General features: G+C 47.8%; 20 protein-coding genes. 10 read left to right on the plus strand and 10 right to left on the minus strand.

Going from position 1 to position 25,453, the window contains the following annotated elements:
* Positions 1 to 32: 32 nt before the first annotated feature.
* Positions 33 to 953, minus strand: coding sequence for an HTH-type transcriptional activator AaeR (gene aaeR, locus A7K98_RS00945; RefSeq protein ID WP_087486873.1), 921 nt, complete (start codon positions 951 to 953; stop codon positions 33 to 35).
* A gap of 242 nt (positions 954 to 1,195) precedes the next feature.
* On the opposite strand from aaeR, the gene aaeX reads away from it, so the two are divergent.
* From aaeX to aaeB, 3 genes are read left to right on the plus strand one after another with little or no spacing between them, the layout of a single operon-like run.
* Positions 1,196 to 1,399, plus strand: coding sequence for a p-hydroxybenzoic acid efflux pump operon protein AaeX (gene aaeX, locus A7K98_RS00950; protein WP_038016811.1), 204 nt, complete (start codon positions 1,196 to 1,198; stop codon positions 1,397 to 1,399).
* A gap of 7 nt (positions 1,400 to 1,406) precedes the next feature.
* Positions 1,407 to 2,339 carry a p-hydroxybenzoic acid efflux pump subunit AaeA gene (gene aaeA / locus A7K98_RS00955; protein WP_087486874.1) on the plus strand — a complete coding sequence of 311 codons (933 nt, stop codon included), beginning with the start codon at positions 1,407 to 1,409 and terminating at the stop codon, positions 2,337 to 2,339.
* A gap of 12 nt (positions 2,340 to 2,351) precedes the next feature.
* Positions 2,352 to 4,307 (plus strand): p-hydroxybenzoic acid efflux pump subunit AaeB, encoded by a 1,956-nt coding sequence (aaeB, locus tag A7K98_RS00960; RefSeq protein ID WP_087486875.1) that lies wholly within the window; start codon positions 2,352 to 2,354, stop codon positions 4,305 to 4,307.
* Between the two features lie 387 nt (positions 4,308 to 4,694).
* On the opposite strand, the gene A7K98_RS00965 is transcribed toward aaeB, so the two are convergent.
* The 5 genes from A7K98_RS00965 to zapG all read right to left on the minus strand — a co-directional run bounded on the left by A7K98_RS00965 (position 4,695) and on the right by zapG (position 9,256).
* Entirely contained in the window at positions 4,695 to 4,958 is a 264-nt protein-coding gene (locus tag A7K98_RS00965; protein WP_087486876.1) for a YdgH/BhsA/McbA-like domain containing protein, read from the minus strand.
* A gap of 402 nt (positions 4,959 to 5,360) precedes the next feature.
* Positions 5,361 to 5,831, minus strand: coding sequence for a transcriptional regulator ArgR (gene argR, locus A7K98_RS00970; protein WP_038016822.1), 471 nt, complete (start codon positions 5,829 to 5,831; stop codon positions 5,361 to 5,363).
* 365 nt (positions 5,832 to 6,196) lie between these two features.
* Positions 6,197 to 7,291, minus strand: a complete 1,095-nt coding sequence (gene degS, locus A7K98_RS00975; protein WP_087486877.1) for an outer membrane-stress sensor serine endopeptidase DegS — start codon at positions 7,289 to 7,291, stop codon at positions 6,197 to 6,199.
* A 92-nt stretch (positions 7,292 to 7,383) separates the two neighbouring features.
* Positions 7,384 to 8,760 carry a Do family serine endopeptidase gene (locus A7K98_RS00980; RefSeq protein WP_087486878.1) on the minus strand — a complete coding sequence of 459 codons (1,377 nt, stop codon included), beginning with the start codon at positions 8,758 to 8,760 and terminating at the stop codon, positions 7,384 to 7,386.
* Between the two features lie 94 nt (positions 8,761 to 8,854).
* Positions 8,855 to 9,256: a Z-ring associated protein ZapG gene (zapG, locus tag A7K98_RS00985; RefSeq protein WP_087486879.1), complete on the minus strand. Its 402-nt coding sequence runs from the start codon at positions 9,254 to 9,256 to the stop codon at positions 8,855 to 8,857.
* A gap of 212 nt (positions 9,257 to 9,468) precedes the next feature.
* On the opposite strand from zapG, the gene zapE reads away from it, so the two are divergent.
* The 5 genes from zapE (at position 9,469) to sspB (ending at position 13,132) form a co-directional block, all read left to right on the plus strand.
* A complete protein-coding gene (zapE, locus tag A7K98_RS00990; protein ID WP_087486880.1) occupies positions 9,469 to 10,602 on the plus strand; it encodes a cell division protein ZapE in 1,134 nt (377 codons plus the stop codon).
* A gap of 245 nt (positions 10,603 to 10,847) precedes the next feature.
* On the plus strand, positions 10,848 to 11,276 hold the full coding sequence (rplM, locus tag A7K98_RS00995) for a 50S ribosomal protein L13 (RefSeq protein ID WP_038016830.1): 429 nt from the start codon (positions 10,848 to 10,850) through the stop codon (positions 11,274 to 11,276).
* A 15-nt stretch (positions 11,277 to 11,291) separates the two neighbouring features.
* On the plus strand, positions 11,292 to 11,684 hold the full coding sequence (gene rpsI / locus A7K98_RS01000) for a 30S ribosomal protein S9 (protein ID WP_038016832.1): 393 nt from the start codon (positions 11,292 to 11,294) through the stop codon (positions 11,682 to 11,684).
* Positions 11,685 to 11,993: 309 nt separating this feature from the next.
* The gene (gene sspA / locus A7K98_RS01005; RefSeq protein WP_087486881.1) at positions 11,994 to 12,635 is read left to right on the plus strand and encodes a stringent starvation protein SspA; all 642 of its coding nucleotides are present in this window, start codon (positions 11,994 to 11,996) and stop codon (positions 12,633 to 12,635) included.
* 2 nt (positions 12,636 to 12,637) lie between these two features.
* Positions 12,638 to 13,132 carry a ClpXP protease specificity-enhancing factor gene (sspB, locus tag A7K98_RS01010; protein ID WP_087486882.1) on the plus strand — a complete coding sequence of 165 codons (495 nt, stop codon included), beginning with the start codon at positions 12,638 to 12,640 and terminating at the stop codon, positions 13,130 to 13,132.
* Positions 13,133 to 13,660: 528 nt separating this feature from the next.
* Here the strand turns inward: sspB and A7K98_RS01015 are convergent.
* Together A7K98_RS01015 and gltB are read right to left on the minus strand one after the other, a co-directional pair.
* The gene (locus tag A7K98_RS01015) at positions 13,661 to 15,079 is read right to left on the minus strand and encodes a glutamate synthase small subunit (protein ID WP_087486883.1); all 1,419 of its coding nucleotides are present in this window, start codon (positions 15,077 to 15,079) and stop codon (positions 13,661 to 13,663) included.
* 9 nt (positions 15,080 to 15,088) lie between these two features.
* Positions 15,089 to 19,561 carry a glutamate synthase large subunit gene (gene gltB, locus A7K98_RS01020; protein ID WP_087486884.1) on the minus strand — a complete coding sequence of 1,491 codons (4,473 nt, stop codon included), beginning with the start codon at positions 19,559 to 19,561 and terminating at the stop codon, positions 15,089 to 15,091.
* Between the two features lie 760 nt (positions 19,562 to 20,321).
* On the opposite strand from gltB, the gene arcB reads away from it, so the two are divergent.
* Both arcB and mtgA read left to right on the plus strand, forming a co-directional pair.
* Positions 20,322 to 22,664, plus strand: a complete 2,343-nt coding sequence (arcB, locus tag A7K98_RS01025) for an aerobic respiration two-component sensor histidine kinase ArcB (RefSeq protein ID WP_087486885.1) — start codon at positions 20,322 to 20,324, stop codon at positions 22,662 to 22,664.
* An 889-nt stretch (positions 22,665 to 23,553) separates the two neighbouring features.
* On the plus strand, positions 23,554 to 24,276 hold the full coding sequence (gene mtgA, locus A7K98_RS01035; protein WP_087486887.1) for a monofunctional biosynthetic peptidoglycan transglycosylase: 723 nt from the start codon (positions 23,554 to 23,556) through the stop codon (positions 24,274 to 24,276).
* 21 nt (positions 24,277 to 24,297) lie between these two features.
* On the opposite strand, the gene npr is transcribed toward mtgA, so the two are convergent.
* Positions 24,298 to 24,570 (minus strand): PTS phosphocarrier protein NPr, encoded by a 273-nt coding sequence (gene npr / locus A7K98_RS01040; RefSeq protein WP_087486888.1) that lies wholly within the window; start codon positions 24,568 to 24,570, stop codon positions 24,298 to 24,300.
* Positions 24,567 to 25,421: an RNase adapter RapZ gene (gene rapZ / locus A7K98_RS01045; RefSeq protein WP_087493466.1), complete on the minus strand. Its 855-nt coding sequence runs from the start codon at positions 25,419 to 25,421 to the stop codon at positions 24,567 to 24,569. The genes npr and rapZ overlap by 4 nt, the downstream gene beginning before the upstream one ends.
* Positions 25,422 to 25,453 lie beyond the last annotated feature (32 nt).

Consider the following 25,453-nt stretch of genomic DNA (forward strand, 5'->3'; position numbering starts at 1 on the left):
GATTAACGCACAGCCTGAAAAGGCTGTGCGTTTTAGCTTCTGCTGCTGTATTCCTGATATTTCAATGCCATCTCCCGGAAGTATTCGGTGAGATAGTCGATACAAACCTGCACTTTTAATGGCAGTTTATCTTTTTCGGTATAAAGCGCATATACCGGCCGGGGCTTCGACTGATACTGGGGATAGAGGATCTCTATTTCACCTTGTTTCACGTCATCGAGTACCCACATCAGCGGCATATAGGCAATACCAGAGCCTGCCTTTAACCAGCCAATCAGGCTGAGCGGATCATTGGTTGCAAAACGTCCTTTTGGTGACAGATTAAAAGTCTGGCCATCCGGGCCTGTCAGCTCAAATTCGTTGTAGGGATAAACGCTGTATTCCAGCCAGACAAAGCTTTCTAACTCTTCAGGCCGTGCTGGCAGGTTTCGCAGTTCGGGAAAACGGGTGGAGGCGCAAAGTACCATAGGCATACTGCCCAGCCGCCGTGAAAATAGTGCAGAACTCTCAAGATTCCCTGCTCTGATAACTAAATCCAGCCCGTGGGCGATCAGGTCCGGAGAAGGATTGCCGGTAATCAGGTTAACGCTTAGTCCCGGATAGTCGTTCAGCAATTTTGCTGTCATTGGCGATAATACAATTCTTGCCATTGTGGTGGTGCTGCCAATTCGCAGGGTACCTATTGGCGTGTTATTGAAGGCATACAGCTGTTCATGCACCTGTGCTGCCTCACTCAGCATTTTCTTGCATCCCTGGTAATAAATCCTGCCAGCTTCAGTTAATCCGATACTACGGGTGCTGCGATTGAGCAGTTTGACCTGCAGTTCATCTTCAAGTTTCGCGATAGTCTGGCTGACGGATGAGACACTCAGGTGCAACTGGCGTGCGGCAGCGGTGAAAGAGCCTAGATCAACCACTTTCGCAAAAACTGACATACCTTTTAAACGTTCCATTGTTAACTCTGAATTAAAAGTGATTTATGTCACAGAATGTAGAAAACTAACTATCAGACACGTTACTATAATGAGATCCGGTCAATAATTTACGTACTTACCGTACCGTCTTAAGTTATACAAATTCATGTGTTTTGACATATGCTTGTGGTTAGCCGGCCATCAGAGAGTGTTTGCCCTGGTGCTGATAACCACCATTCCTGGTTGCCCGGGTGTAATGTCTTAATTCCAAAGGGTTTAAAATGAGTGTGCATCCGGTTTTAGTCGTCTTTGGGCTATCTTTTCCGCCCATTTTCGTAGAACTGATCCTTTCACTGCTGCTGTTCTGGCTGGTGAAGAGGATCCTGACCCCCAGCGGGATCTATGATCTTGTCTGGCATCCTTCTCTTTTTAACACAGCGCTGTATTGCTGTGTCTTTTATTTTGTCTCCAGCTTAATGGTCTGAGGTTTCAGTGAAAACGCTTATAAGAAAAATCGCACGCTATGCGATAACCCTGATTCTGGTGGTCATTGCCATCATCATCGTATTCAGGGCCTGGGTCTACTACACCGAGTCACCCTGGACCAGGGATGCCAAATTTGCTGCAGATGTGGTTGCAATCTCTCCTGATGTCACGGGACTGGTTAGTGAAGTCAAAGTTCACGATAACCAGTTCGTTAAGAAAGGCGAGACACTGTTTATTGTCGACCGTCCGCGTTTCCAGGAGGCGCTGGATGAAGCTCAGGCAAATGTTGAATACTATCAGGCAGTCGTGGCGGAAAAACGTCGTGAAGCCGCACGTCGTAATAAGATAGGTACTCTGGCATTGTCGAAAGAAACCGTCGATCAGGCTAATAATGATTTACAAACCAGCGAGCATCAGCTGGCGCAGGCTGTCGCGGCACGTGATTTAGCTCAGATTGATCTGACCCGTACCGATGTCCAGGCGCCTTCAGATGGTTGGGTGACAAACCTGACTGTCTTCGGGGGAGAGTTTATTACCCGTGGTTCAGTGGCGGTGGCTCTGGTTAAAGCTCAGTCTTTCTATGTTATTGCCTATATGGAAGAGACCAAACTGGATGGTGTTAAACCGGGTTACCGGGCTGAAATCACTCCACTGGGCAGCAATGTCACCCTGCGTGGCACTGTGGATAGTATCGCCGCCGGGGTAACCAACAGTAGCAGTACGGTTGACTCTAAAGGAATGGCAACGGTTGACTCCGATCTTGAATGGGTCAGGCTGGCGCAACGTGTGCCGGTGCGCATTCATCTAGATCAACAACCGGGTAACCGCTTCCCTTCAGGCACCACTGCCACTGTGGTTGTGACTGGTGAAAAAGATCGCCCTCATGAAAAACCTACGTTTATCTCAGGTCTGCTAAATAGATTAAGAGAATTTGGTTAATCGGGGGGAGCGATGGTTCAGTATTTTCGTTTTCCGGTTAAATTAACCTTTGCTATCCTGCTGGCGCTTATCGTGGGTTTCTATTGTAATTTAGAAACCCCGCGCTGGGCGGTAATGACTGCCGGCATTGTTGCCGGTGGTCAGGCATTTGCTGCCGGTGGTGACCCTTATTCCGGTGCTCTGCGACATCGTGGAATACTGCGTATCATCGGGACCTTTATTGGTTGCCTGGCTGCACTGACTATCATGATCTTCACAGCACGGGCCCCGGTTGTCATGCTGTTGCTGTGCTGCTTATGGTCAGGATTCTGTGTCTGGTGGTCATCGATGATCCGGGTGGAAAACTCTTATGCCCTGGGCCTGGCAGGTTATACGGCACTGATTATCATCGTAACGGTAGATGCCAGCGGTACTCTGCAACTGGTACCTCGCTTTGCGGTAGAACGCTGCTGTGAAATTATCATCGGTATTGTCTGCGCTATCGTTGCCGATATGATTTTCTCTCCCCGCTCGATCAAAAAAGTGGTCGATCAGGAAGTCGAATCTTTATTGTTAGCCCATTATCAACTGCTACAGTTGTGTGTCAGGCACAAAAGCAAAGAAGAACTGGATAAAGCGTGGAATGCGCTGGTACGCCGGACCAGTGCTTTTAGCGGTATGCGCAGTCAGTTGCGGATGGAATCCAGCCACTGGCGTAATGCCAGCCGGCGCATGAAAATGTTACACACATTATCACTCACCATGATTACCCAGGCGGCAGAAACGTTCCTTATCCAAAATACGCGGGAACACTATGTACCGGAGGCTTTTCATCAGCTCATCGATCAGGATGTCAGCAATATTGTAGAATTCCGCAAACAACTTAAAGATTTGCGACGTTTACTGACACTGAATGAAACCTCCGATATTCCGGTAACCCTTAGTAGTTGGGTGGGTGCTGCTTCTGAGTATTTGCTGTTGATGAAAGGTATTCAAAGCAACGCACGAATTAATAAAACCGAAGAAACTATTCTGCAAAGTGAAGGCGAAGTTCATGTCCGTTCCGCAGAAACCCATCCAGCAATGATTAACGGAATCCGTACTTTTGCTGCGACGGCGTTGGGATCGTTGTTTTGGTTATATACTGGCTGGAGCGCCGGCAGTGCCTGTATGGTGATGTTGGCTGTTGTGACTTCACTGGCGATGCGTCTGCCTAACCCTCTGATGATGGCAAAAGATTTCCTGTATGGTATGTCTGTGGCAGTGCCTTTGGGAGCGATTTACTACGTATTCCTAATGCCGGGCAGCCAGCAAAGCCTGTTTTTGCTGTGTCTGATTATGGGCACTTTGGCTTTTGTCTGCGGAATTTTTATCCAGCGGCGCCAACTGGGTACTCTGGGAGCATTTATTGGTACGCTCAATATTTTAGTGCTCAGTAACCCGATGAGTTTTTCCATTAATACGTTTATTGACAGTGCACTGGGTCAGGTTATTGGATGTTTTGTATCTATGATGGTGATATTGCTGATCCGTGATAAATCCAAAGCCCGTACCGGACGCAAAATTCTTAACCGGTTTATGTATGCTGCAGTCTCTGCATTAACGACAAACCCGGAAAGGCGTAGGGAAAATCATCTCCCTTCTCTATATCAGCAACTATTTCTGTTATTAAATCTGTTTCCCGGCGATATTGATAAATACCGCCTGGCGTTGACTTTAATTATCAGTCACCAACGTTTACGTAAGGCTGATATTCCACAGATTGCTGATTTGTCTGAATTCCATCGCCGCTTGCGCTATACCGGAGACAGAATCATTTCATCTCATAGTGAGGAGAAGAAACGCTACTATTATCACCGGTTGCTGCAGGAGTTTGAGATTTATCAGCAAAAGCTTGAACAATACTCAGCCCCGGTGTCGGTAACGGAACCTGTGCATCGGCTGGCCGATATTTTGTCGCGCTATCAGAACACTATGATTAATATCTGATGCTGTGCCCGCCTTAGTTGCAAGGCTGCTGTTCCGGAAAAATATCACGATGGCTTAGTGAGTTACGCAGTCAGGGCATCTTTGGTTCGTACTATTCCCCGGATGATCAGAAATAAAAAAGCCCCCGATAAGGGGGCGAAGCTGACGTTACTTTAGTATTATTGTGTAAATTTCGGTTAGTGGCCGGCAACTTACATTTATTATAATTCTTTAAACTTCTGTGTATTACAACCGAATATATTACTCCGGCATGTTAACCATAGATTTTATTATTTTTTAATGACTAACTCTTATCTTTTCTTATGACAAATATTGCAGGCAATGTTTCTTTTGAACAGAAAATATCAAGCCGAATTATTTTTATAAGAACTATTATTTAGCACTTTATTATTTATAAATTATGGCAGTTTCATGATAGTTGCCATTAATATACGCTTCGGTGACATGATAGGCTTTTGCGCCCAATAGCTCTGCTTTATTATTTAATTGTTCATTAATATCCGAAGGGGAGGCATCGATTCCGCTGACGGTAATAACGCCAAGAGACTGCATGCCCTGAGCCTGTTCGCTGCTGACAGACTGCGCAGCAAAAGTACTAAATGAAAGAGCAGATAAAACGCTCACCATCGCCAGGCCGGCTTTTATATTCACAATGCATTCCTCGTTAATTTTTAATTTTGTGACTCAGATCACGAAGCGCATTATAGATCTGATAACGTAAGAAATTAATGATTTGCTAATAATGTTTTTGCAAATGAAAGCGATTACCTGGTATTTTTTATAACAATTTAAACTAAAAATTGACGGTCTTTTAACCTTACCTATCTTTTTATCAGTAATAACATAAGCTTATGATAACTTAACATAAAGTGCCTTTTTGCGGGCGGGTAATACCTTTGTCATATTGGTTCGGCTGCCTGCAGGAACACAGGAACACAGGAACACAGGAACACAGGAACACAGGAACACAGGAAAGTACTGCCAAAGAAGATGTGTGGGAAAAGGGTAAGCGGTGTTGATTACCGGCATCGTAGAGATGCCGGAATGCCTGACTTAGAGCTCCTGTTCAAACAGGGTCAGAATGGCATCGTAAAGTTTTTTCACGGTAAAGTTGCGTGAGGGGGTAACAAAGATAGTGTCATCACCGGCAATTGTTCCAAGAATACCCTCTGCTTTTCCCAGTGAGTCGAGCAGCCTGGCAATTAACTGAGCGGCGCCCGGGCTGGTATGAATAACGACCAGAGCATCGTTATAATCAATATCTAATACCAGGTTTTTCAGTGGACTACTGGTCGTTGGAACGCCCAGTTCTGCCGGCAAACAGTAAACCATTTCCATTTTTGCATTTCGTGTACGTACCGCACCGAACTTTGTCAGCATCCGTGAGACTTTAGACTGGTTTATGTTGTTAAAGCCGTCGTCCTGAAGAGCAACTACAATTTCGCCCTGAGAACTAAACTTTTCTTCTTTTAGCAGTGCTTTAAAAGCTCTGATTAAATCTTCTTGTTTAGAGGAGGTTCGCATAGGCTACCATGAGTAATAAAAAGAGATCCCACAGGGATATTTACATGATTATGCACCTGAATGAATTTTTATGCAATCAGTGAGTCGATGTAAAATGACAGGAAAGCGCCAGCCGCGGATTCTAGCAAATAAATTTCAAATAGTCCAAATAGCCAGATAACTACTATTTAATGGTTTTTTATATTGCAACGTATCAAATTATAGTTTGTTTAGCTCTGATATTGGTTGTCTTAAGGGCTGAGTGTTCGGTAGAAAACCGGTAATAGCGCAGAGTAATCCTGCAGGAAAAATGGATAAAAAATCAGGCGCAGGCAGGCGGGACAGATATGACCCGCCGCTTACCAGCGGCAGGCCATTATTATTCATTAAGGTGAGGTAGAGGAGTTAGCTGCACCGTTGTCCTGAGGAAATTCGCGGATGGTGACAGGAATAGTCATCTTTTTATCATTACGCAGCAATTCAACCTGAATTACTGTACCCGGGCGAATTTCAGCCACCTGGTCCATTGTTTCCTGTGCAGAGACTGCAGGTTTACCATTTACGCTTAATAACAGGTCATTAGCTTGTATGCCTGCCTGTTCTGCCGGGCCCCCGGGGGCAACTTTACTGACTACAATTCCCTGTATTTTATCAAGGCTGTTACCGTGGCCATTGAGGGCCGGAATTTCCCGTGTGGTTATCCCGATAAATCCACGGATCACCCGGCCGTAGCGGATAAGCTTATCCATGATCTGAGTCGCCAAAGCCGTCGGGATCGCAAAACCAATACCTTCCGGAGTCTCTCCGTCGCTGCTTTTATCAAACGTCAGAGTGTTTATCCCCATCAGCTCACCTTGTGAGTTGATCAGCGCTCCGCCGGAATTTCCCTGATTGATTGAAGCATCGGTTTGCAGAAAGTTCTGTCGTCCGGATGAACTCAATCCTACGCGTCCGGTAGCACTGATAATGCCCTGAGTTACGGTTTGTCCCAGGTTATACGGGTTGCCAATAGCCATCACCACATCACCAATATGAGGGATTCGTTTCGGGTTGATAGGAATGACCGGTAAATTGGTGGCTGAAATTTTCAAAACCGCGAGGTCGGTCATGGTATCTGAACCTACCAGTGTTGCTTCGAAGAAACGTCCGTCCTGTAAGGCAACAATTATTTGATCCGCATTATTGATGACATGCTTGTTGGTCAGAATGTAGCCTTTGTTATTCATGATCACCCCGGAACCCAGAGTGGTAATCCCGCGGCTGTTATTGGTTTGAGTATTGCGGTTGTAGACGTTAACGACCGCAGGTGCGGCCCGTCGTACACCCTGACTAAAACTGACAACCGGTTCTTCGGCACTATCATCTGAATGGTTAGCCAGTGCCAGCAGACGGCTTCCATAGTGGAATCCAGGCATCACCAGCAGTATCACTACTGCCACGATAAGGCCGATAATCACCGAACGTAATAATTTGAGTAGCATGCCGGTTGCTTTGCCATGGGAAAGGGTGGCTTAGAATAACATGATAACGGCCGACACGGGTATTCGCTTGTGGCAGCCGTTATCAGTGCTTTTTAACGCATTAACAGGTAGATACTGTCTTTACCACGAATGACGTTCAGGGCAATAACATCCGGTTTGGTATCGAGCACTTTTTTCAGTTCATCAAGGCTTTGTACCCGCTGACGGTTAATACTGACAATGATATCACCGGTATGCAGGCCAACCTGTTCGGCAGCACTTTGTTTGGCGACCGACGTTACTTTCACGCCTTTCTGCTTATCAGCAGTTTCTCCGTCACCAAATTCAGCGCCCTGGAATGCAGGTTGCGGTAACGTGGCCGATGCACCAGACGTGGAATCACTTTGATCCAGAGTGACCACGACATTGACGGTTTTGCCATCACGCAATAATCCCAGCCGAACTTTTTCACCCGGGGCTGTGGTTCCTACTTTGACCCGCAATTCGGCAAATCCGGAAATCGCCTTATCATTCAGGGTGGTAATAATATCGCCAGCTTTAATGCCTGCTTTATCTGCCGCGGAACCTGGTAATACCTGAGCAACAAACGCACCATGGCTGACATTCACGTTGAAGGCCTTGGCCATATCCGAGGTGAGATCAGTCCCTTTGATTCCCAACTGGCCGTGTTTCACCTTACCGTATTTGATCAACTGATCGGCAATATTGATGGCCATATTACCGGGGATAGCAAACCCGATACCGATATTTCCACCGCCGGATGCCAGAATTGCGGTGTTAATACCAATTAACTCACCGCGCAGGTTAACCAGGGCTCCACCTGAATTACCACGGTTAATGGCAGCATCAGTCTGGATAAAGTTCTCCAGACCTTCGATATTCAGACCGCTACGGCCAAGGGCCGAGATAATACCGGAAGTCGCGGTTTGCCCCAGTCCAAACGGGTTACCAATAGCAACCGCAAAGTCACCTACTTGTAGTTGGTCCGAGTTACCGATTTTAATCTGGGTCAGATTTTTGGGATTACTGATCTGCAGTAATGCAATATCTGACTGGCTGTCACTGCCGATCAGTTTGGCGGTGTAATCACTGCCATCACTTAGTTCTACCGTGATTTTAGTGGCGCCATTGATAACATGGTAGTTGGTCAGGATATAACCTTTCTGGGCATCAATGACCACACCTGAACCCAGTCCTTCAAATGGCTGGCCCTGAGGATTTTGCTGTGGCTGCTGTCCAAAGAATTTTTTCAATGGCTCAGGGATATTCTGATCATTAGATGCTGGCTGAATACCACTCACTTTAACGCTGACTACTGCCGGCAAAACCTGTGCCAGCATTGGAGCCAGTGAAGGGAGCTGTTGACCCTCAACCTTAAATGGGAGGCTGGCGTGCGCAGGCAGTGAAAAAGAGAAATTCAGCCCGGCACTCAACGCCATAGCAAGCAGTAACGGTGATAGTTTTTTCATTTTGCAGATGTTCTCACGGTTAAGGGTAAGACATTGCCGGAGTACGCAATGGCGAAAGCGGAAACAACCCGGGCGCATAAATGCGCCCGGACGATTATTTGTGGTTCACCGGGCCGCTTCTCAGCAACCCTGAAGCGCCTTCAGAGTAATCCCGTGGGATTTGTACAGGAGCCTGATCATTATCCGCTTCAGCTTCAGTATCCTGCCAGGCAAATGGATTCTGATCACCGGGTAAATTAGGTAACAGATCGTTTGAGCCTTTCGCCATGTGCTGATAAAGCTGGCGGTAATCGTGTGCCATGTTATCCAGCAATTCGGCACTGCGTGCAAAATGGCCGGTCAGTTCTTTACGGTACTCTTCCAGTTCAGCTTTGGATTTTTCCAACTCATACTGAACGTTACGTTGCTCACGTAATTTTTTATTTCCAAAGCGCATAGCAACAGCGCCAATGACAAGCCCAATTACTAATCCGATTAGCCCATATTCCCAGGTCATAATGACTCCCCTAATTTCCGTTGTTCTTCAGGGCACAACGATTTTCTACTGCATGATAATCAGTTAACAACAAGAAGATAACCTACTTCAATACTAGTCACTATACCCGTTAATCTCCCGGAAGTGGAATCCTGCGTCAGGCTGTCGTACTGTATAACGGTTTTTTTTTCGTCAAACGACAACAAACGGACTTTTCCGGATAGCTGAGAAAAATGCAAATGACATCACCCCTGGTCCTGTATCAGCAAGAGCTTAACCGTGGCGCTTTTCAGCCTGATGACGTACAGAAGGCGGCAATTACCCGACTGGATTCGATTTATCAGTCTTTTACCTCACAAAGTGATGCACAGACACCCCCAAAAAAAGGGATGTTTGGCCGCCTTTCCGGATTACTGGGCAAGAGTAAACAGGATGAGATAACCCCGGTTCGGGGGCTGTATATGTGGGGAGGGGTGGGCCGTGGGAAAACCTGGATCATGGATCTGTTTTTTCAGTCTATTCCTGGTGAGAGAAAACTTCGCTTACATTTCCATCGTTTTATGCTGCGGGTACATGAACAACTCACCGAGTTGCAGGGGCACAGCGACCCGTTACTGATAATTGCAGACCGCTTCAAATCAGAAACCGATTTATTGTGTTTTGATGAGTTCTTTGTCTCTGATATTACCGATGCCATGTTACTTGGAACCCTGATGGAAGCCTTGTTTGAACGTGGAATTACACTGGTAGCAACATCAAATATTCCCCCCGATGATCTGTATCGTAATGGTTTGCAAAGGGCTCGTTTTTTACCGGCAATCGAACAGATTAATCGTCACTGTGATGTGATGAATGTGGATGCAGGGATTGATTATCGTCTGAGGACATTAACTTCAGCGCATCTATGGAAAACACCGGTCACGCCACAGGCGGTTGAAGAGATGGCGTCGATGTTTGGCGCGCTTGCCGGCTGTGATTACTCACAGGCAGCATCACCTGTTCTGGAAGTGAATCACCGTCAGATGGCAACTCTCAAGGAGCATGGTGGTGTAGTGGCGCTGGATTTTGTCACTCTTTGTGGCGAAGGGCGTAGCCAGCTAGACTATATAGAGTTGTCGAGACGCTATCATAGTGTGTTTTTGTTTAATGTGCCGGTACTCACAACGACGACGGAAGACCAGGCAAGACGATTTCTGGCATTAGTCGATGAGTTTTACGAACGACATGTTAAACTGATCGTCTGCGCAGAAGCAGCACTGGAAGATATTTATGTCGGCAATCAGCTGAAATTTGAATACCAGCGCTGCCTTTCACGTCTGCAGGAGATGCAGAGTGAAGAGTTTCTGCGCCGCCCTCATTTGCCCTGAATGCGAATGTCCGGGCGCGGGGCTGCAATTTTATCGCAAAAAGAGTCGATTTTTAATCGCGACTTCTCTATAATCTTGCGACCCCACGTTACGGCAAATGGTTTTTTTTCCCAAAAACCTTTGTGATCCGGTAATTCTATCCGAAGGGGTAGGCTTGCTGGCAAAATGGTCGTGTGAGCCTCAATCGTTTACTTAAGCGTTTGGGATTTCACCAACGTGTAACTTATATTTGGGTAAGCTTTTCAATGAAAACTTTTACAGCTAAACCAGAAACCGTCCAGCGTGACTGGTATGTTGTTGATGCGACAGGCAAAACTTTAGGTCGTTTAGCGACTGAACTGGCTCGTCGTCTGCGTGGTAAGCATAAAGCGGAATACACTCCGCACGTTGATACCGGTGATTACATTATCGTTCTGAACGCTGATAAAGTTGCTGTTACCGGCAACAAGCGTAGCGATAAAATTTATTACCATCACACCGGCCACATCGGTGGTATCAAGCAAGCGACCTTCGAAGAGATGATCGCTCGCCGTCCTGAGCGTGTGATTGAAATCGCGGTTAAAGGCATGCTGCCAAAAGGCCCGCTGGGTCGTGCTATGTACCGTAAACTGAAAGTTTACGCAGGTAACGAGCACAACCATGCGGCACAGCAACCGCAAGTTCTTGACATTTAATCGGGATTACAGGCAATGGCTGAAACTCAAAACTACGGCACAGGTCGCCGCAAAAGCTCCTCCGCTCGCGTCTTTATCAAGCCGGGAAGCGGTAACATCGTTATCAATCAGCGCTCTTTAGAGCAGTATTTCGGTCGTGAGACTGCACGTATGGTCGTGCGTCAGCCACTGGAACTGATCGATATGGTTGGAAAATTTGATCTGTACATCACTGTTAAAGGTGGTGGTATCTCTGGTCAGGCTGGTGCGATCCGTCACGGTATCACACGCGCTCTGATGGAATATGACGAATCTCTGCGTTCAGAACTGCGCAAAGCGGGCTTTGTTACCCGTGATGCACGTAAAGTTGAACGTAAGAAAGTCGGTCTGCGTAAAGCACGTCGTCGTCCACAGTTCTCCAAACGTTAATTGTTTGCTGCTTTCGCAGCATATCAGTTGGCATCAAAAACCCGCTTCGGCGGGTTTTTTGTTGATTTATTCTCTGCACTTGCGCCATTTCAGGCATTTTATTGGCAAATCTTTAATCACCCCCCACAAACAGACGAAGATCTGATAAACTACCGGCTTAATTTATGCTTGGCAGCAGTTAAGCGATGCGCAGAATTCAGGGAATGGTTGAAAAGAACGCATCTGCATAGGTTGCAAGCGCTATGTTTACTGGTTAGCAGGCTATCGCCGGCTATTCTCAGTATCTTTTTGAGCAAAGTGGAGGTTTTCATGGCTGTCGCTGCCAACAAACGTTCGGTAATGACACTGTTTTCCGGACTCACTGATATTTTCAGCCATCAGGTGCGCATTGTACTGGCTGAAAAGGGCGTTAGTGTGGAGATTGAACAGGTCGATATGGATAACCTTCCGCAGGATCTGATAGATCTTAATCCGTATTGTACGGTCCCTACTCTGGTTGACCGTGAGCTGACGTTGTATGAATCACGCATTATCATGGAATATCTGGATGAACGTTTTCCTCATCCTCCATTAATGCCGGTTTATCCTGTCGCCCGCGGTGAAAGTCGTTTGATGATGCACCGTATCGAACAAGACTGGTACAGCCTGATGTTCCTGATCGAAAAAGGAACCGCTCAGGAAGCTGACGATGCCCGTAAACAACTGCGCGAACAGCTGCTGGCAATTGCTCCTTTATTTTCCCGTACTCCGTTCTTCATGAGTGAAGAATTTAGCCTCGTAGATTGCTATCTGGCACCGCTGTTATGGCGTTTGCCGTCAATGGGCGTAGATCTGAGTGGTGCGGGTTCAAAAGAACTTAAAGGTTATATGACCCGTGTGTTCGAACGTGATTCTTTCCTGGCTTCGCTGACCGAAACTGAACGTGAAATGCGCCTGCAATTTCGGGGTTAATTATGGAAATGTCTGAAATGACAGCACGTCGTCCATACCTGCTACGTGCTTTCTATGACTGGTTGCTGGATAACGATCTGACACCACATCTGGTTGTCGATATCAATCTGCCCGGGGTGATGGTTCCGTTGGAATATGCCCGGGACGGTCAGATTGTATTGAACATTGCTCCGCGGGCAGTGGGTAACCTTGAACTGACCAATGAAGAAGTGCATTTTAATGCCCGCTTCGGTGGTGTTCCACGTCAGGTTGTGGTGCCTATGGTTGCCGTCATGGCTATTTATGCCCGGGAAAATGGTGCAGGGACTATGTTTGAACCTGAACCGGCATATGAACAACTGGCGGGTGATAATGAGACACAGCAAGCTCCGTCAGAGACAATGATGTCTGTTATCGATGGTGATTTGCCGGACGATGCAGAGACTTCAGGAAGTGATGACGACAACGATCCTCCTCCCAGAGGTGGTGGCCGTCCTGCTTTACGCATTGTTAAATAATCACAGACCTCTTCCTGGACCGGCCACGATAAGTGGCCGGTTTTCTTTTATAGCACTCTTCACAGCAGTTGCAGTGACTTATACCCGTCGTTGACCAGCAGCGAGGCATCATTAACAAAACTGGCAACTGATCCCGCCCCAAACAGTAACGCATTAGCGAGCTTTCCCGGATAGCTCTGTCAGACCTGCGGATGAAGCCTGTTCCGCCCCGTTACTACAACGCGTCGGTGATTGTTTCTCTGCCTGTGGTGTTCTCTGCAATCATGACCGATGTTCCTGTCGGACTACAGATTTGACCGTTCCCGGCCAATACCACTGGCCCTGGCGATAGCAATCAGCGTTTCCTGACAACTCCATTAATGCTTCTTATCTGAAGCAAAGCGGCTCACCCTTTGATACTTTAAATTGAGGTATTCCGGACTCCCCGACAACTAAATCCTTGCGGAAGGATGCCGGAATCAACGGCATAGTTTTGGACAAAAAAAAGGCACATAAATGTGCCTTTTGATGGGAGTTATCGGTTAAGGATTATACTTCCAGGAAATCCATAATACCTTCAGCTGCTTTACGACCTTCCGCAATAGCAGTAACTACCAGATCAGAACCACGAACAGCGTCACCACCGGCAAAGATTTTAGGATTGCTGGTCTGGAAGGCACTGTCGCTTTTCTCAGGGGCAATAATGCGGCCCTGTGAATCCAGTTCTACACCAAACTCTGACAGCCATTCCATCTTATGCGGGCGGAACCCAAATGCCATAACGACAGCATCTGCCGGGATCACATGCTCAGAACCGGCAACGATTTCTGCACGACGACGGCCTGCTGCATCTGGTGGTCCCATTTCGGTACGGGCCATTTTCACACCACTGACCCGGCCGCTGCTGTTGATTTCAACACCCAGAGGCTGCAGGTTGAACTGGAATTCAACTCCTTCTTCACGGGCGTTTTTCACTTCGCGTTTCGAGCCTGGCATGTTTTCTTCGTCGCGGCGGTAAGCACAGATAACATGGCTGGCGCCCTGACGAATAGAAGTACGAACGCAGTCCATCGCGGTGTCACCACCGCCCAGCACTACCACACGTTTTCCATGCATAGTGATGTAAGGCTGATCATCCAGTGGCTCGAAGCCCATAGTATGACGGGTGTTCGCAATCAGGAAAGGCAGGGCATCATAAACGCCTGGTGCCGATTCATTTTCCAGCCCGCCACGCATTGACTGGTAAGTACCGACGCCGAGAAACACGGAGTCATACTCATCCATCAGGTCATTGAGCTGAACATCTTTGCCGATTTCAGTGTTGAGTTTGAACTCGATACCCATTTCGGTGAATAACTCGCGACGTTTAATCATCACTTCTTTTTCTAATTTAAAAGAAGGAATACCAAAAGTCAGCAAGCCACCGATTTCCGGATGCCTGTCATAAACTACGGCTTTTACCCCGTTACGGGTCAGGACATCTGCACAAGCCAGTCCTGCCGGGCCCGCGCCGATGATAGCGACACGTTTACCGGTAGGAGTAACGTGAGACATATCCGGCTTCCAGCCCATCTCCATCGCTTTATCATTGATATAACGTTCAATGTTACCGATGGTGACCGCACCGAATTCACTATTCAGTGTACAGGACCCTTCACAAAGACGGTCCTGTGGGCAAACGCGGCCACAGACTTCCGGCAGACTGTTGGTCTGGTGAGAAAGATCTGCAGCTTCCATAATCCGGCCTTCATTGGCTAGTTTTAGCCAGTTCGGAATGTAGTTATGAACCGGGCACTTCCACTCACAGTACGGGTTCCCGCAGGCCAGGCAGCGATCAGCCTGCGCTTTTACCTGGCCTTCCGAGAAAGGCTCATAGATTTCTACAAATTCAATTTTCCGGATTTTCAGCGGTTTTTTGGGCGGATCAACGCGCTGCAAGTCGATAAATTGATAAACGTTCTGACTCATCGTGACCTCTTACTGCGCCTGAACCCGCAGCTCAGCTGCGGAACGGCTACGGTGACCCAACAATGCTTTTACATCACTGGATTTTGGTTTTACCAGGGTGAATTTAGAAGCCCATTCCGGCCAGTTAGCCAGAATTTCTTCGCCACGGCCTGACTGGGTATACTGAACATGCTCAGTAATCAGCCCGCGCAAATGCTCTTCATGAATTGGCAGCTGTTCAACATCCAGCACTTCAACCAATTCCGGATTCACACGTTTACGGAATTCACCATCTTCATCCAGAACATAAGCAAATCCACCGGTCATCCCTGCGCCGAAGTTAACCCCGGTACGGCCTAACACACAGACGATACCGCCGGTCATATATTCACATCCGTTGTCACCGATCCCCTCAACAACCGTAATGGCTCCTGAGTTACGGACAGCAAAGCGTTCACCGGCACGGCCTGCAGCAAACAGTTTCCCACCGGTGGCACCGTACAGACAGGTATTACCGGCAATAGTCGCATCATAACTGCGGAACGCAGAACCCATAGGTGGCCGGATTGCCAGCAGACCGCCAGCCATACCTTTACCAACATAGTCGTTCGCGTCGCCAGTCAGGATCATTTCCAGGCCGCCGGCATTCCACACGCCGAAGCTCTGTCCTGCGGTACCGGAAAAATGTACGCGGATAGGATCGGCCGCCAGACCCTGATCACCATGAACGCTGGCAATTGCCCCGGATAAGGTTGCTCCGACAGAGCGGTCAGTATTACGAATGTCAAAGTAGAACGTCTTACTTTGTCTTAATTCGACAAACGGTAATGCCTGATCCAGCAATGCTTTATTCAACAGACCTTTATCAAAAGGTGGGTTGCTTTCTGTGCAGTGAAGGGCTTTGCCAGGCATTGGCTGTGCCGTTTTCAGCAGCGATGAAAGATCCAGCTTCTGTTGTTTAGCGGTAAAACCATCCAGCTCTTTCAGAAGATCAGTACGACCAATCAGATCCGTCAGCCGGGTCACACCCAGAGATGCCATAATCTCGCGGGTTTCACGGGCGATAAATTCAAAGTAATTGGTCACTTTGAACGGCAGACCGTGGTAATGATTTTTACGCAGCTTGTCATCCTGGGTAGCTACACCGGTCGCACAGTTGTTCAGGTGGCAAATACGCAGGTATTTACAGCCTAAAGCAACCATCGGGCCGGTACCGAAACCAAAGCTTTCAGCGCCAAGGATAGCGGCTTTAATAATATCCAGTCCGGTTTTCAGACCACCATCTATCTGCAGACGGATTTTATGACGTAAGCCATTCGCCACCAGGGCTTGCTGGGTTTCAACTAATCCCAGTTCCCATGGGCATCCGGCATATTTAACTGAGGTCAGTGGACTGGCCCCTGTACCACCATCGTAACCGGCGACGGTAATCAAATCGGCATAGGCTTTTGCTACCCCTGTAGCAATGGTGCCGACACCCGGCTCTGATACCAGTTTGACCGAAATCATTGCTTTCGGGTTAACTTGTTTCAGATCGAAAATCAGCTGTGCTAAATCTTCAATCGAATAGATATCATGGTGTGGTGGTGGCGATATCAGGGTGACACCAGGAACTGAATAACGCAGGCGTGCGATATAAGGTGTCACTTTATCACCAGGCAGCTGACCGCCTTCGCCAGGTTTTGCTCCCTGGGCGACTTTAATCTGGATAACATCAGCATTTACCAGATAAGCCGGAGTCACACCGAAACGACCTGAAGCTACCTGTTTGATGCGTGACACTTTATTGGTGCCATAACGTGCAGGATCTTCGCCGCCTTCACCGGAGTTAGAGAATCCGCCGATGCTGTTCATGGCTTCAGCCAGTGATTCATGGGCTTCCGGGCTCAGAGCACCGATCGACATCGCTGCAGTATCGAAACGTTTGTACAGTTCGCTGGCAGGCTCAACATCATCCACATTAATGCTGACAGTGTCTTCGCCTGGCTGGAGTTGCAGCAGATCACGGAAGGTAGCTGCCGGACGATGATTGACCAGTTCAGCATATTTCTGATAGTCGCTGTATTCGCCGCTCTGGACTGCCTGTTGCAGGGTACCGACGACATCCGGGTTATACGCATGGTATTCACCACCGTGGACATACTTCAGTAAGCCACCCTGTTCCAGAGTTTTACGTTGCAGCCAGGCACGCTTAGCCAGGTTAACCAAATCCTGCTGGAAATCAACAAAGCTGGCACCGGCGATACGGCTGGTTACATTCTGGAAGCACAGGCGAGTGACATCCTGGTGCAGGCCAACAGCTTCAAACAGTTTGGAACAACGGTAAGAAGCAATGGTCGATATGCCCATTTTGGACATGATCTTATACAGACCTTTGTTGATGCCATTACGGTAGTTCAGCATCACATTACGGTAATCTTTTTCGATCACCCGGCTGTCGCACATCTGAGCCAGAGACTCGTAAGCCAGCCATGGATAAACAGCTGTAGCACCAAAGCCAAACAAGACCGCAAAGTGGTGCGGATCGCGGGCCGAGGCAGTTTCCACAATGATGTTGGCATCACAGCGCAGGTTTTTCTCAACCAGGCGTGCCTGTACTGCACCGACAATCATCGGAGCTGGTACTGGTAAACGCCCCGGGCTAATCTGACGATCAGAAAGCACCAGCAGTACAGTCCCCTGGCGTACCAGCTCTTCGGCCTCATCATTCAGGCGATGAATAGCGTGTTCCAGAGTCTCGTTGTCTGGCTCGAAAGTACAATCCAGAGTATCGGCACGATAGTATTTGCCTTCCAGCGTGGTCAGCTGGGTGAAGTCTGAATAGAGGAGGATAGGTGATTTAAAGCTCACCCGATGCGCCTGCCCCTCAGCTTCGCAGAAAACATTCATTTCCTGGCCGATACTTGTCGCCAGTGACATAACATGGTTTTCACGCAGCGGATCGATTGGCGGGTTAGTCACCTGAGCGAATTGCTGGCGGAAATAGTCATAAATGATACGCGGGCGGCTGGAAAGCACGGCAAACGGGGTATCGTCACCCATAGAACCGACGGCTTCCTGACCGTTTTCACCCAGTACCCGCAGTACGGTATCCAGCTCTTCGCTGCTGTAACCAAACTGCTTATGATAAGTAGCCAGCATCACATCAGATAGCTGACGGCTGCCGACCTGCTCATCCGGTAATTCTTCAAACGGTACCAGGCGCTTAACGTTCTTCTCCATCCACTCTTTATAAGGGTGGCGGCTTTTCAGATCGTTATCGGTTTCTGCTGAATGGAGGATGCGCCCTTCACGGGTGTCAATCACCATCAGTTCGCCCGGGCCTACGCGACCTTTCTCTACAACTTCATCAGGCTGATAATCCCAGATACCGACTTCTGAAGCACAGGTAATCAGTTTATCTTTGGTGATGACATAACGAGCCGGACGTAAGCCATTACGGTCCAGGTTACAGGCAGCATAGCGGCCATCCGACATAACAATCCCTGCCGGGCCATCCCACGGTTCCATATGCATCGAGTTAAAGTCGAAGAAGGAACGTAATTCCGGATCCATATCCGGGTTATTCTGCCAGGCCGGTGGTACCAGCAAGCGCATAGCACGGATCAGATCCATACCGCCACTTAAGAACAGTTCCAGCATATTATCCATTGAACTGGAATCTGAGCCTGTTTCATTAACAAATGGCGCGGCATTTTGCAGATCAGGGATCAGTGGCGTATTGAATTTGTATGCACGAGCACGTGCCCACTGACGGTTACCGGCAATGGTATTAATCTCGCCATTATGTGCCATATAACGGAATGGCTGAGCCAACGGCCAGCGTGGCACAGTATTGGTAGAAAAACGCTGGTGGAACAGGCAAATAGATGATTCCAGGCGTAAATCAGCCAGATCCAGATAAAAGCGCGGCAGGTCGGCAGGCATGCACAACCCTTTGTAGATATTTACCTGGTTAGAGAAACTACACACATAGAAATCACTGTCATTCAGTGCTTCTACGCGTTTTTCTATCCGGCGGCGTGCCATATACAGACGGCGTTCCATATCACGCGGGCGCCAGCCAGCCGGGGCATTAATAAAGATCTGCTGGATATCAGGCAGAGAGGAGAGTGCAATTTCGCCCAGAACGTCCTGATTGGTCGGGACTTCACGCCAGCCGACCACTGACAGTGTCTCGCGAACAATTTCTTCTTCGACAATCTGACGTGCAGCGCTGGCTTTTGCTTCATCTGTGCTCATAAAAATCATACCGACGGCATAATTTTTGGCCAGTCTCCAGCCTTTTTCTTCAGCGACAACGCGGAAGAAACGGTCAGGTTTCTGTAACAGCAGCCCGCAACCATCTCCGGTTTTGCCATCAGCAAGAATTGCACCGCGATGTTGCATTCTGGCCAGGCCATGGATGGCAGTACGTACTACTTTATGGCTCGGCTCACCTTCTATATGGGCGATCAGACCAAAACCACAGTTATCCTTTTCAAGGGATTTATCATACAACATTTAGTGAACCTCCCCGGGCTCTATAGACCCTTAATATTCCGGCAGTCAGACATGCTCAGTGAAGGCGACGGAATGAAAGCACAAGCTTGCGCGGTCATTCCTTTATCGCCCTACAGCCAGGACTGGTTTAGTCGATGTGACAAGTGCCGGGAACTTGTTACAGGGAACCTCTGCTACTGCATAAATATGGCGGAAAGTGAATCCGCACAGAAAGCTTCCAGTGGATTTCCAACTTATCGGGAAAGTGAAGTCAGGTCAAATAGTGGTGTCTTTTAAGATTTTATCGATGATTTTTATCTATCGTTATGATTATTATGAATTTATGATGCCGGCGGGGAGTTTGTTTCAGTGATCAAGGCATAGATAATTGTGAGCTGTCTCACTATAGTGCAGCTCTGCAATACCTGCACCATGCTGGTGCTGGTGGTAATTCCAGCAGAAAATGCTGCAATACCTGGTGTTGGCGCCTGATATATCTGTTTTTCTTATAATGTCATTTTTGCATCATATACCAGCTCATATTAGTAAAATTAATTAAACCTTTCAGTGATTAATGATGCACTAAAATGGTATTTATATTCATTCTCATTTGGTTTCGGTGTGCCGGCAAGGGCTCTTATCGTCATGCTGAAAGGCTGAGTACCGAAAGCTCAATTTGCTGCCTGATCTTTGCAGTGGCCTCAGGCGGTAATTTCCCGCCTCTATCCTCTCTGTGACACCATTTTAGGATATGATGGGGGCTACTGTCAGGGAGCGCGTTATGAAACAAATAAGACTGTTAGCACAATATTACGTGGATCTTATGGTCAAACTTGGCCTGGTCCGTTTCTCTTTACTTCTGGCTTCAGCACTGGTGGTGCTGGCTATGATCGTCCAGATGGCGGTGACTCTGGTCCTGCAGGGACGGGTAGAGAGCATTGATGTCGTTCGATCGGTATTTTTTGGCTTACTGATCACTCCCTGGGCAGTTTATTTTCTTTCGGTGGTGGTTGATCAGCTCGAAGATTCCCGGCAAAGGCTGGCCCGGCTGGTGGATAAGCTGGAGGAGATGCGCAAGCGAGATTTGCAGCTCAATCAGCAACTGAAAGAAAATATTCAGCAGCTGAACCAGGAAATAAACGTACGTAAGGAAGCGGAGCAGGCCCGTGAACATGCCATGGACAAGCTAAGGGAAGAGATGGCGAGCCGTGAGAAAACGCAGATAGAGCTGGAACAGCAATCAACGTTTTTGCGTTCTTTCCTCGATGCATCACCGGATCTGGTGTTTTACCGCAATATAGACCGTAAGTTTTCTGGCTGTAACCGGGCTGTAGAACTGCTGACCGGCCGGATTGAAAAACAGCTGGTGGGACTGTCGCCTAAAGATATTTATGATGCTGATACGGCGGAGAAAATTCTGGAGACTGATGAAAAAGTCTTCCGGCATAATGTTGCTCTCACCTATGAGCAGTGGTTGCAGTATCCGGATGGTAAAAAAGCCTGTTTTGAAATTCGTAAAGTTCCTTACTACGACAGGGTAGGGAAACGTAGCGGACTGATGGGCTTTGGCCGTGACATCACCGAACGTAAGCGTTACCAGGATGCGCTGGAGAATGCCAGCCGGGAAAAAACGACCTTTATTTCTACCATCAGCCACGAACTTCGCACCCCGTTAAATGGCATTGTTGGTCTGAGCCGGATTCTGCTGGATACCGGGCTTAGCCAGGAACAGCTGAATTACCTGAAAACCATCCATGTTTCGGCGATTACCCTCGGGAATATCTTCAACGATGTTATTGAGATGGACAAAATTGAGCGGAGAAAAGTTCAGCTCGATAATCAGCCAATAGATTTCACTGAATTTCTGTCTGATCTGGAAAACCTCTCAGGTTTACTGGTTCAGCCTAAAGGGTTGAAATTTGTCATGGCAACTCAGCTACCGTTGCCACAAACGATTATTGCAGACGGCACGCGGTTACGGCAGATTTTATGGAACCTGATTGGCAATGCGGTGAAATTTACCCGTGAAGGCGAAATTGTTGTCACGGTTGCCTACGACGAACAGCAACAGCAGTTACGTTTTGACGTTAAGGACTCAGGCATCGGTATCCCGCAGGGAGAACAGGATAAGATCTTTGCGATGTACTATCAGGTGAAGGATCAGCATGGTGGTAAACCTGCGACAGGAACCGGAATTGGCCTGGCAATTTCTCACCGGCTTGCCCAGGTGATGGGCGGTAATATTACGGTGCAAAGTGCGCCAGGTGAAGGAGCATGCTTTAGCCTGCAAATTCATGCACCTCAGCTGGAAAATAGCTCTGAAGAGATTAACGAAGAAGACATTTTACCGCTGCCGGCATTACATATTTTACTGGTTGAAGATATTGAACTGAATGTGGTGGTCGCCCGTTCGGTGCTGGAAAAACTCGGCTGCAGTACGGAAGTAGCAATGACCGGGGCTGAGGCCCTGGAGATGTTTGATCCGCTGGAGTTCGATATGGTGCTGCTGGATATTCAACTACCGGATATGACCGGGCTGGATGTGGCTCGTGAGTTACATCAGCGTTTTGCCGGCCAACAACTACCCCCACTGGTTGCTCTTACCGCGAACGTACTGAAGGACAAAAAAGAGTATCTTGAAGCAGGTATGGATGACGTCCTGAGTAAGCCGCTGTCTGTTCCTGCGCTAACCGCGGTCATTGCCAGGTTCTGGAATCAGCATCAGGCTATAGAAGAGCAAGAGGAAAGCGTTGCATTAGCCGCAGACGAAGGGCACCTGGATATTGCGATGCTGGAACAGTATATGGAACTGGTAGGTGCTCAACTGATTTACCAAAGCCTTGAGATGTTTGAAAAAATGATGCCGGGATATCTGGATGTTTTAGATTCCAACATGATGGCCAGAGACCAGAAAGGCATTGCTGAAGAAGGGCATAAAATCAAGGGTGCGGCAGGTTCGGTGGGTTTAAAACATCTGCAACAGGTAGCGAAACAGATTCAGACGCCAGAACTTCCGGCATGGTGGGATAATGTGCAGGAATGGATTGATGAACTGCGTCATGAGTGGCGTCACGAAGTTGCGATTCTAAGACAATGGGTGAAATCCAGGGAAGGGAAGCACTAATTTTATACTGCAGTAAAAAATGACCCCGGATAAACCGGGGTGCGCGAATATTGCGCCAACACCAGGGAAACTGTGATTCTGCCAGCGAAAAAAATTATCGTTAACCGGGCGGACCCGGGCGGCGGAAGGTATTGGTTAGCTATGGCTACTACCTTAACAAAAATTGCGATCACTTTGCCACAATTCATTAAGATTTGTGAAGTTGAAATGTTTCCGGCTGGGAAAATCTTAACAAGGATCTCTCCTGCGTTGATGTTCAGAAAACCACCATCAGTTTATGCCATCCTCTCATCCCCGGGCAGGTAAGCTCGTCCGGGGATAAAAAACATGATTAAAACCTTACAGTTATCAGTGTTTTTACCATTTCGTCTTCCCGGGGTTGTTCTGAACTGTGATTTATATAAAAAAACAACAGCTAAGAAAACTGCTCTCTGAAAGCTCACAAATAATTGACTGATGTTAACAAGTTTCTGACGCCGCCCGGGCGGCCTTCTGTAGCTTAAAAAAGTCATCGCTTAGGGATAGAGAATTTCGGGATTCTCTGACAGAGAAAGTGTTTATATTAACAGTTGTTTATTTAAACGATATCATTTGTTTAACTTAATGTTAAATTTTTTGGAGGGTTATAATTGGACAGAGAAAACAATACTTAATATATATTAATGTATTTTGAATTTGGTCATTTTACTGGAACCGATTCCTTACATGCCCTGAAGTAGTTGATGTTACTGAGGCTAGCCAGTGACAAGGGGGTGCTTTTCGGGATGATACAGTTGAGGACTTGACCGGGAAGCCGTCGCTGACTAATAAATATTTATGAAAAAATCTGTGCCAACGCTACTCTCCGGTAATGATATGTTAAGTGAAAAAATTTCGCAGGGATGGATGAATGAAAAAAAATCATAACAGGGCAGTATCATGGTTAAAGCGTCGCGTACTCCGTCTGTTTTTGTTACTGGCAGGAATTGCTGTCGGGCTGATACTGTTGTTTTCAGTCGTCCCGGTCCCCTTTTCTGCAGTAATGGCTGAACGTCAGATAGGTGCACTTCTGTCTGGAGATACTCAATATCGCGCGCATTCTGAGTGGGTGAGTATGTCTGATATTTCACCCTGGATGCCACTGGCGGTTATTGCCGGAGAAGACCAGAAATTCCCTCAGCACTGGGGTTTTGATTTTGATGCAATGCAGTCTGTTCTGGACAGCCGTCAGCATGGTGAGATGCGAGGGGCTTCAACGTTGTCCCAGCAGACTGCAAAAAATCTGTTTCTCTGGGACGGACGTAGCTGGATCCGCAAGGGAATGGAAGCAGTACTGACCGTTGGTCTGGAAACGGTCTGGAGTAAAAAAAGAATTCTGACGGTGTATCTGAACATTGCCGAATTTGGTCCGGGAATATTCGGAGTACAGGCTGCTTCGAAAGCTTATTTTCATAAGCCAGCCAGCCAGTTGAGCCGGGAGCAAGCCGCGCTACTTGCTGCGGTGCTTCCTAACCCGATAATCTATCATGCCGCTTCGCCTTCGGCTTATACCCGCGAACGGCAGCAATGGATTTCACAACAGATGGGGCAACTGGGAGGACAGGAGTTCCTGAAAAGGTATCACCTGTATTAACAGCCGGGAAGCCGCGGGGATTTAGTCCTCATCAAAACCTGCGTTGAATAATTCTATGACCGCCTGGAGTGCTTCGTTTTCCTGCGGGCCGGTAGCTTCAACTTCAATCTGTCCGCCCTGGGCTGAGTCCAGCATCAGCAGTGCAATAACACTACTGGCGTCAGCTTCGGTACCGGCTTCATTGCGCAGAGTGACTTCTGCATCGTAGCTTTGTACCAGTTCGAACAATTTCATTGCCGGGCGGGCATGCATTCCCAGCTTATTCCTGATTTTGACTAATTGTTTGATCGTCATGATTTTTTCTTTTCCAGTGTGCGATGTCGTGACTGAACGTTTTTTCCCCGTGAGCGGAAGTAGTCCGCCAGCTGTTCAGCTATATATACTGAGCGATGTTTACCGCCGGTACAGCCAATCGCAACGGTCAGATAGCTGCGATTGTTTGTTTCCAGCATAGGTAACCATAGCTCAAGATAGCTGCGGGTCTGATAAATAAAATTATGAACTTCAGTATGGCGATCAAGAAACGCAGCTACCGGCCGGTCAAGGCCGGTCAGCGGACGTAGTTTTGGGTCCCAGTGAGGATTGGGCAGGAAACGGACATCAAACACATAATCTGCATCGATAGGGATTCCGTATTTAAATCCAAAGGATTCAAATACCATGGTGAGTTCCCGTTCCCGCTTGCCAAGCAGACGGGTCCTTAGCATTTCAGCCAGCTCATGAACCGACATCTCAGACGTATCGATGATTAAATCAGCTCTGGACCGCAGAGGTTCAAGCAGGTCGCTTTCTTCATCAATAGCGCTCTCCAGTGACAGATTTTTACTCGAGAGAGGGTGCAGGCGGCGTGTATCACTGTAACGACGGATCAGTGTATTTCTGTCGGCATCAAGAAATAATAACTGAGGGGAGAACTGAGCTGATAGCCGGTTAAAGGCATCCTCAAAAATCTCCGGTGATTCAGGCATATTACGTACATCGATACTGACTGCAGCAGAAATATTACGTTTTTCCAGTGAGTTAGCCAGTTCCGGTAACAGATCGACCGGTAAGTTATCGACACAATAAAAGCCCATATCCTCCAGTGCTCGTAGTGCGACAGATTTTCCCGACCCTGACCGACCGCTCACGATCATCAGTACCATGATCCTTCTCCCGTAATAATTCCTGCTCTATA

It is taken from the genome of Tatumella citrea (assembly GCF_002163585.1).
Taxonomy (GTDB): domain Bacteria; phylum Pseudomonadota; class Gammaproteobacteria; order Enterobacterales; family Enterobacteriaceae; genus Tatumella; species Tatumella citrea.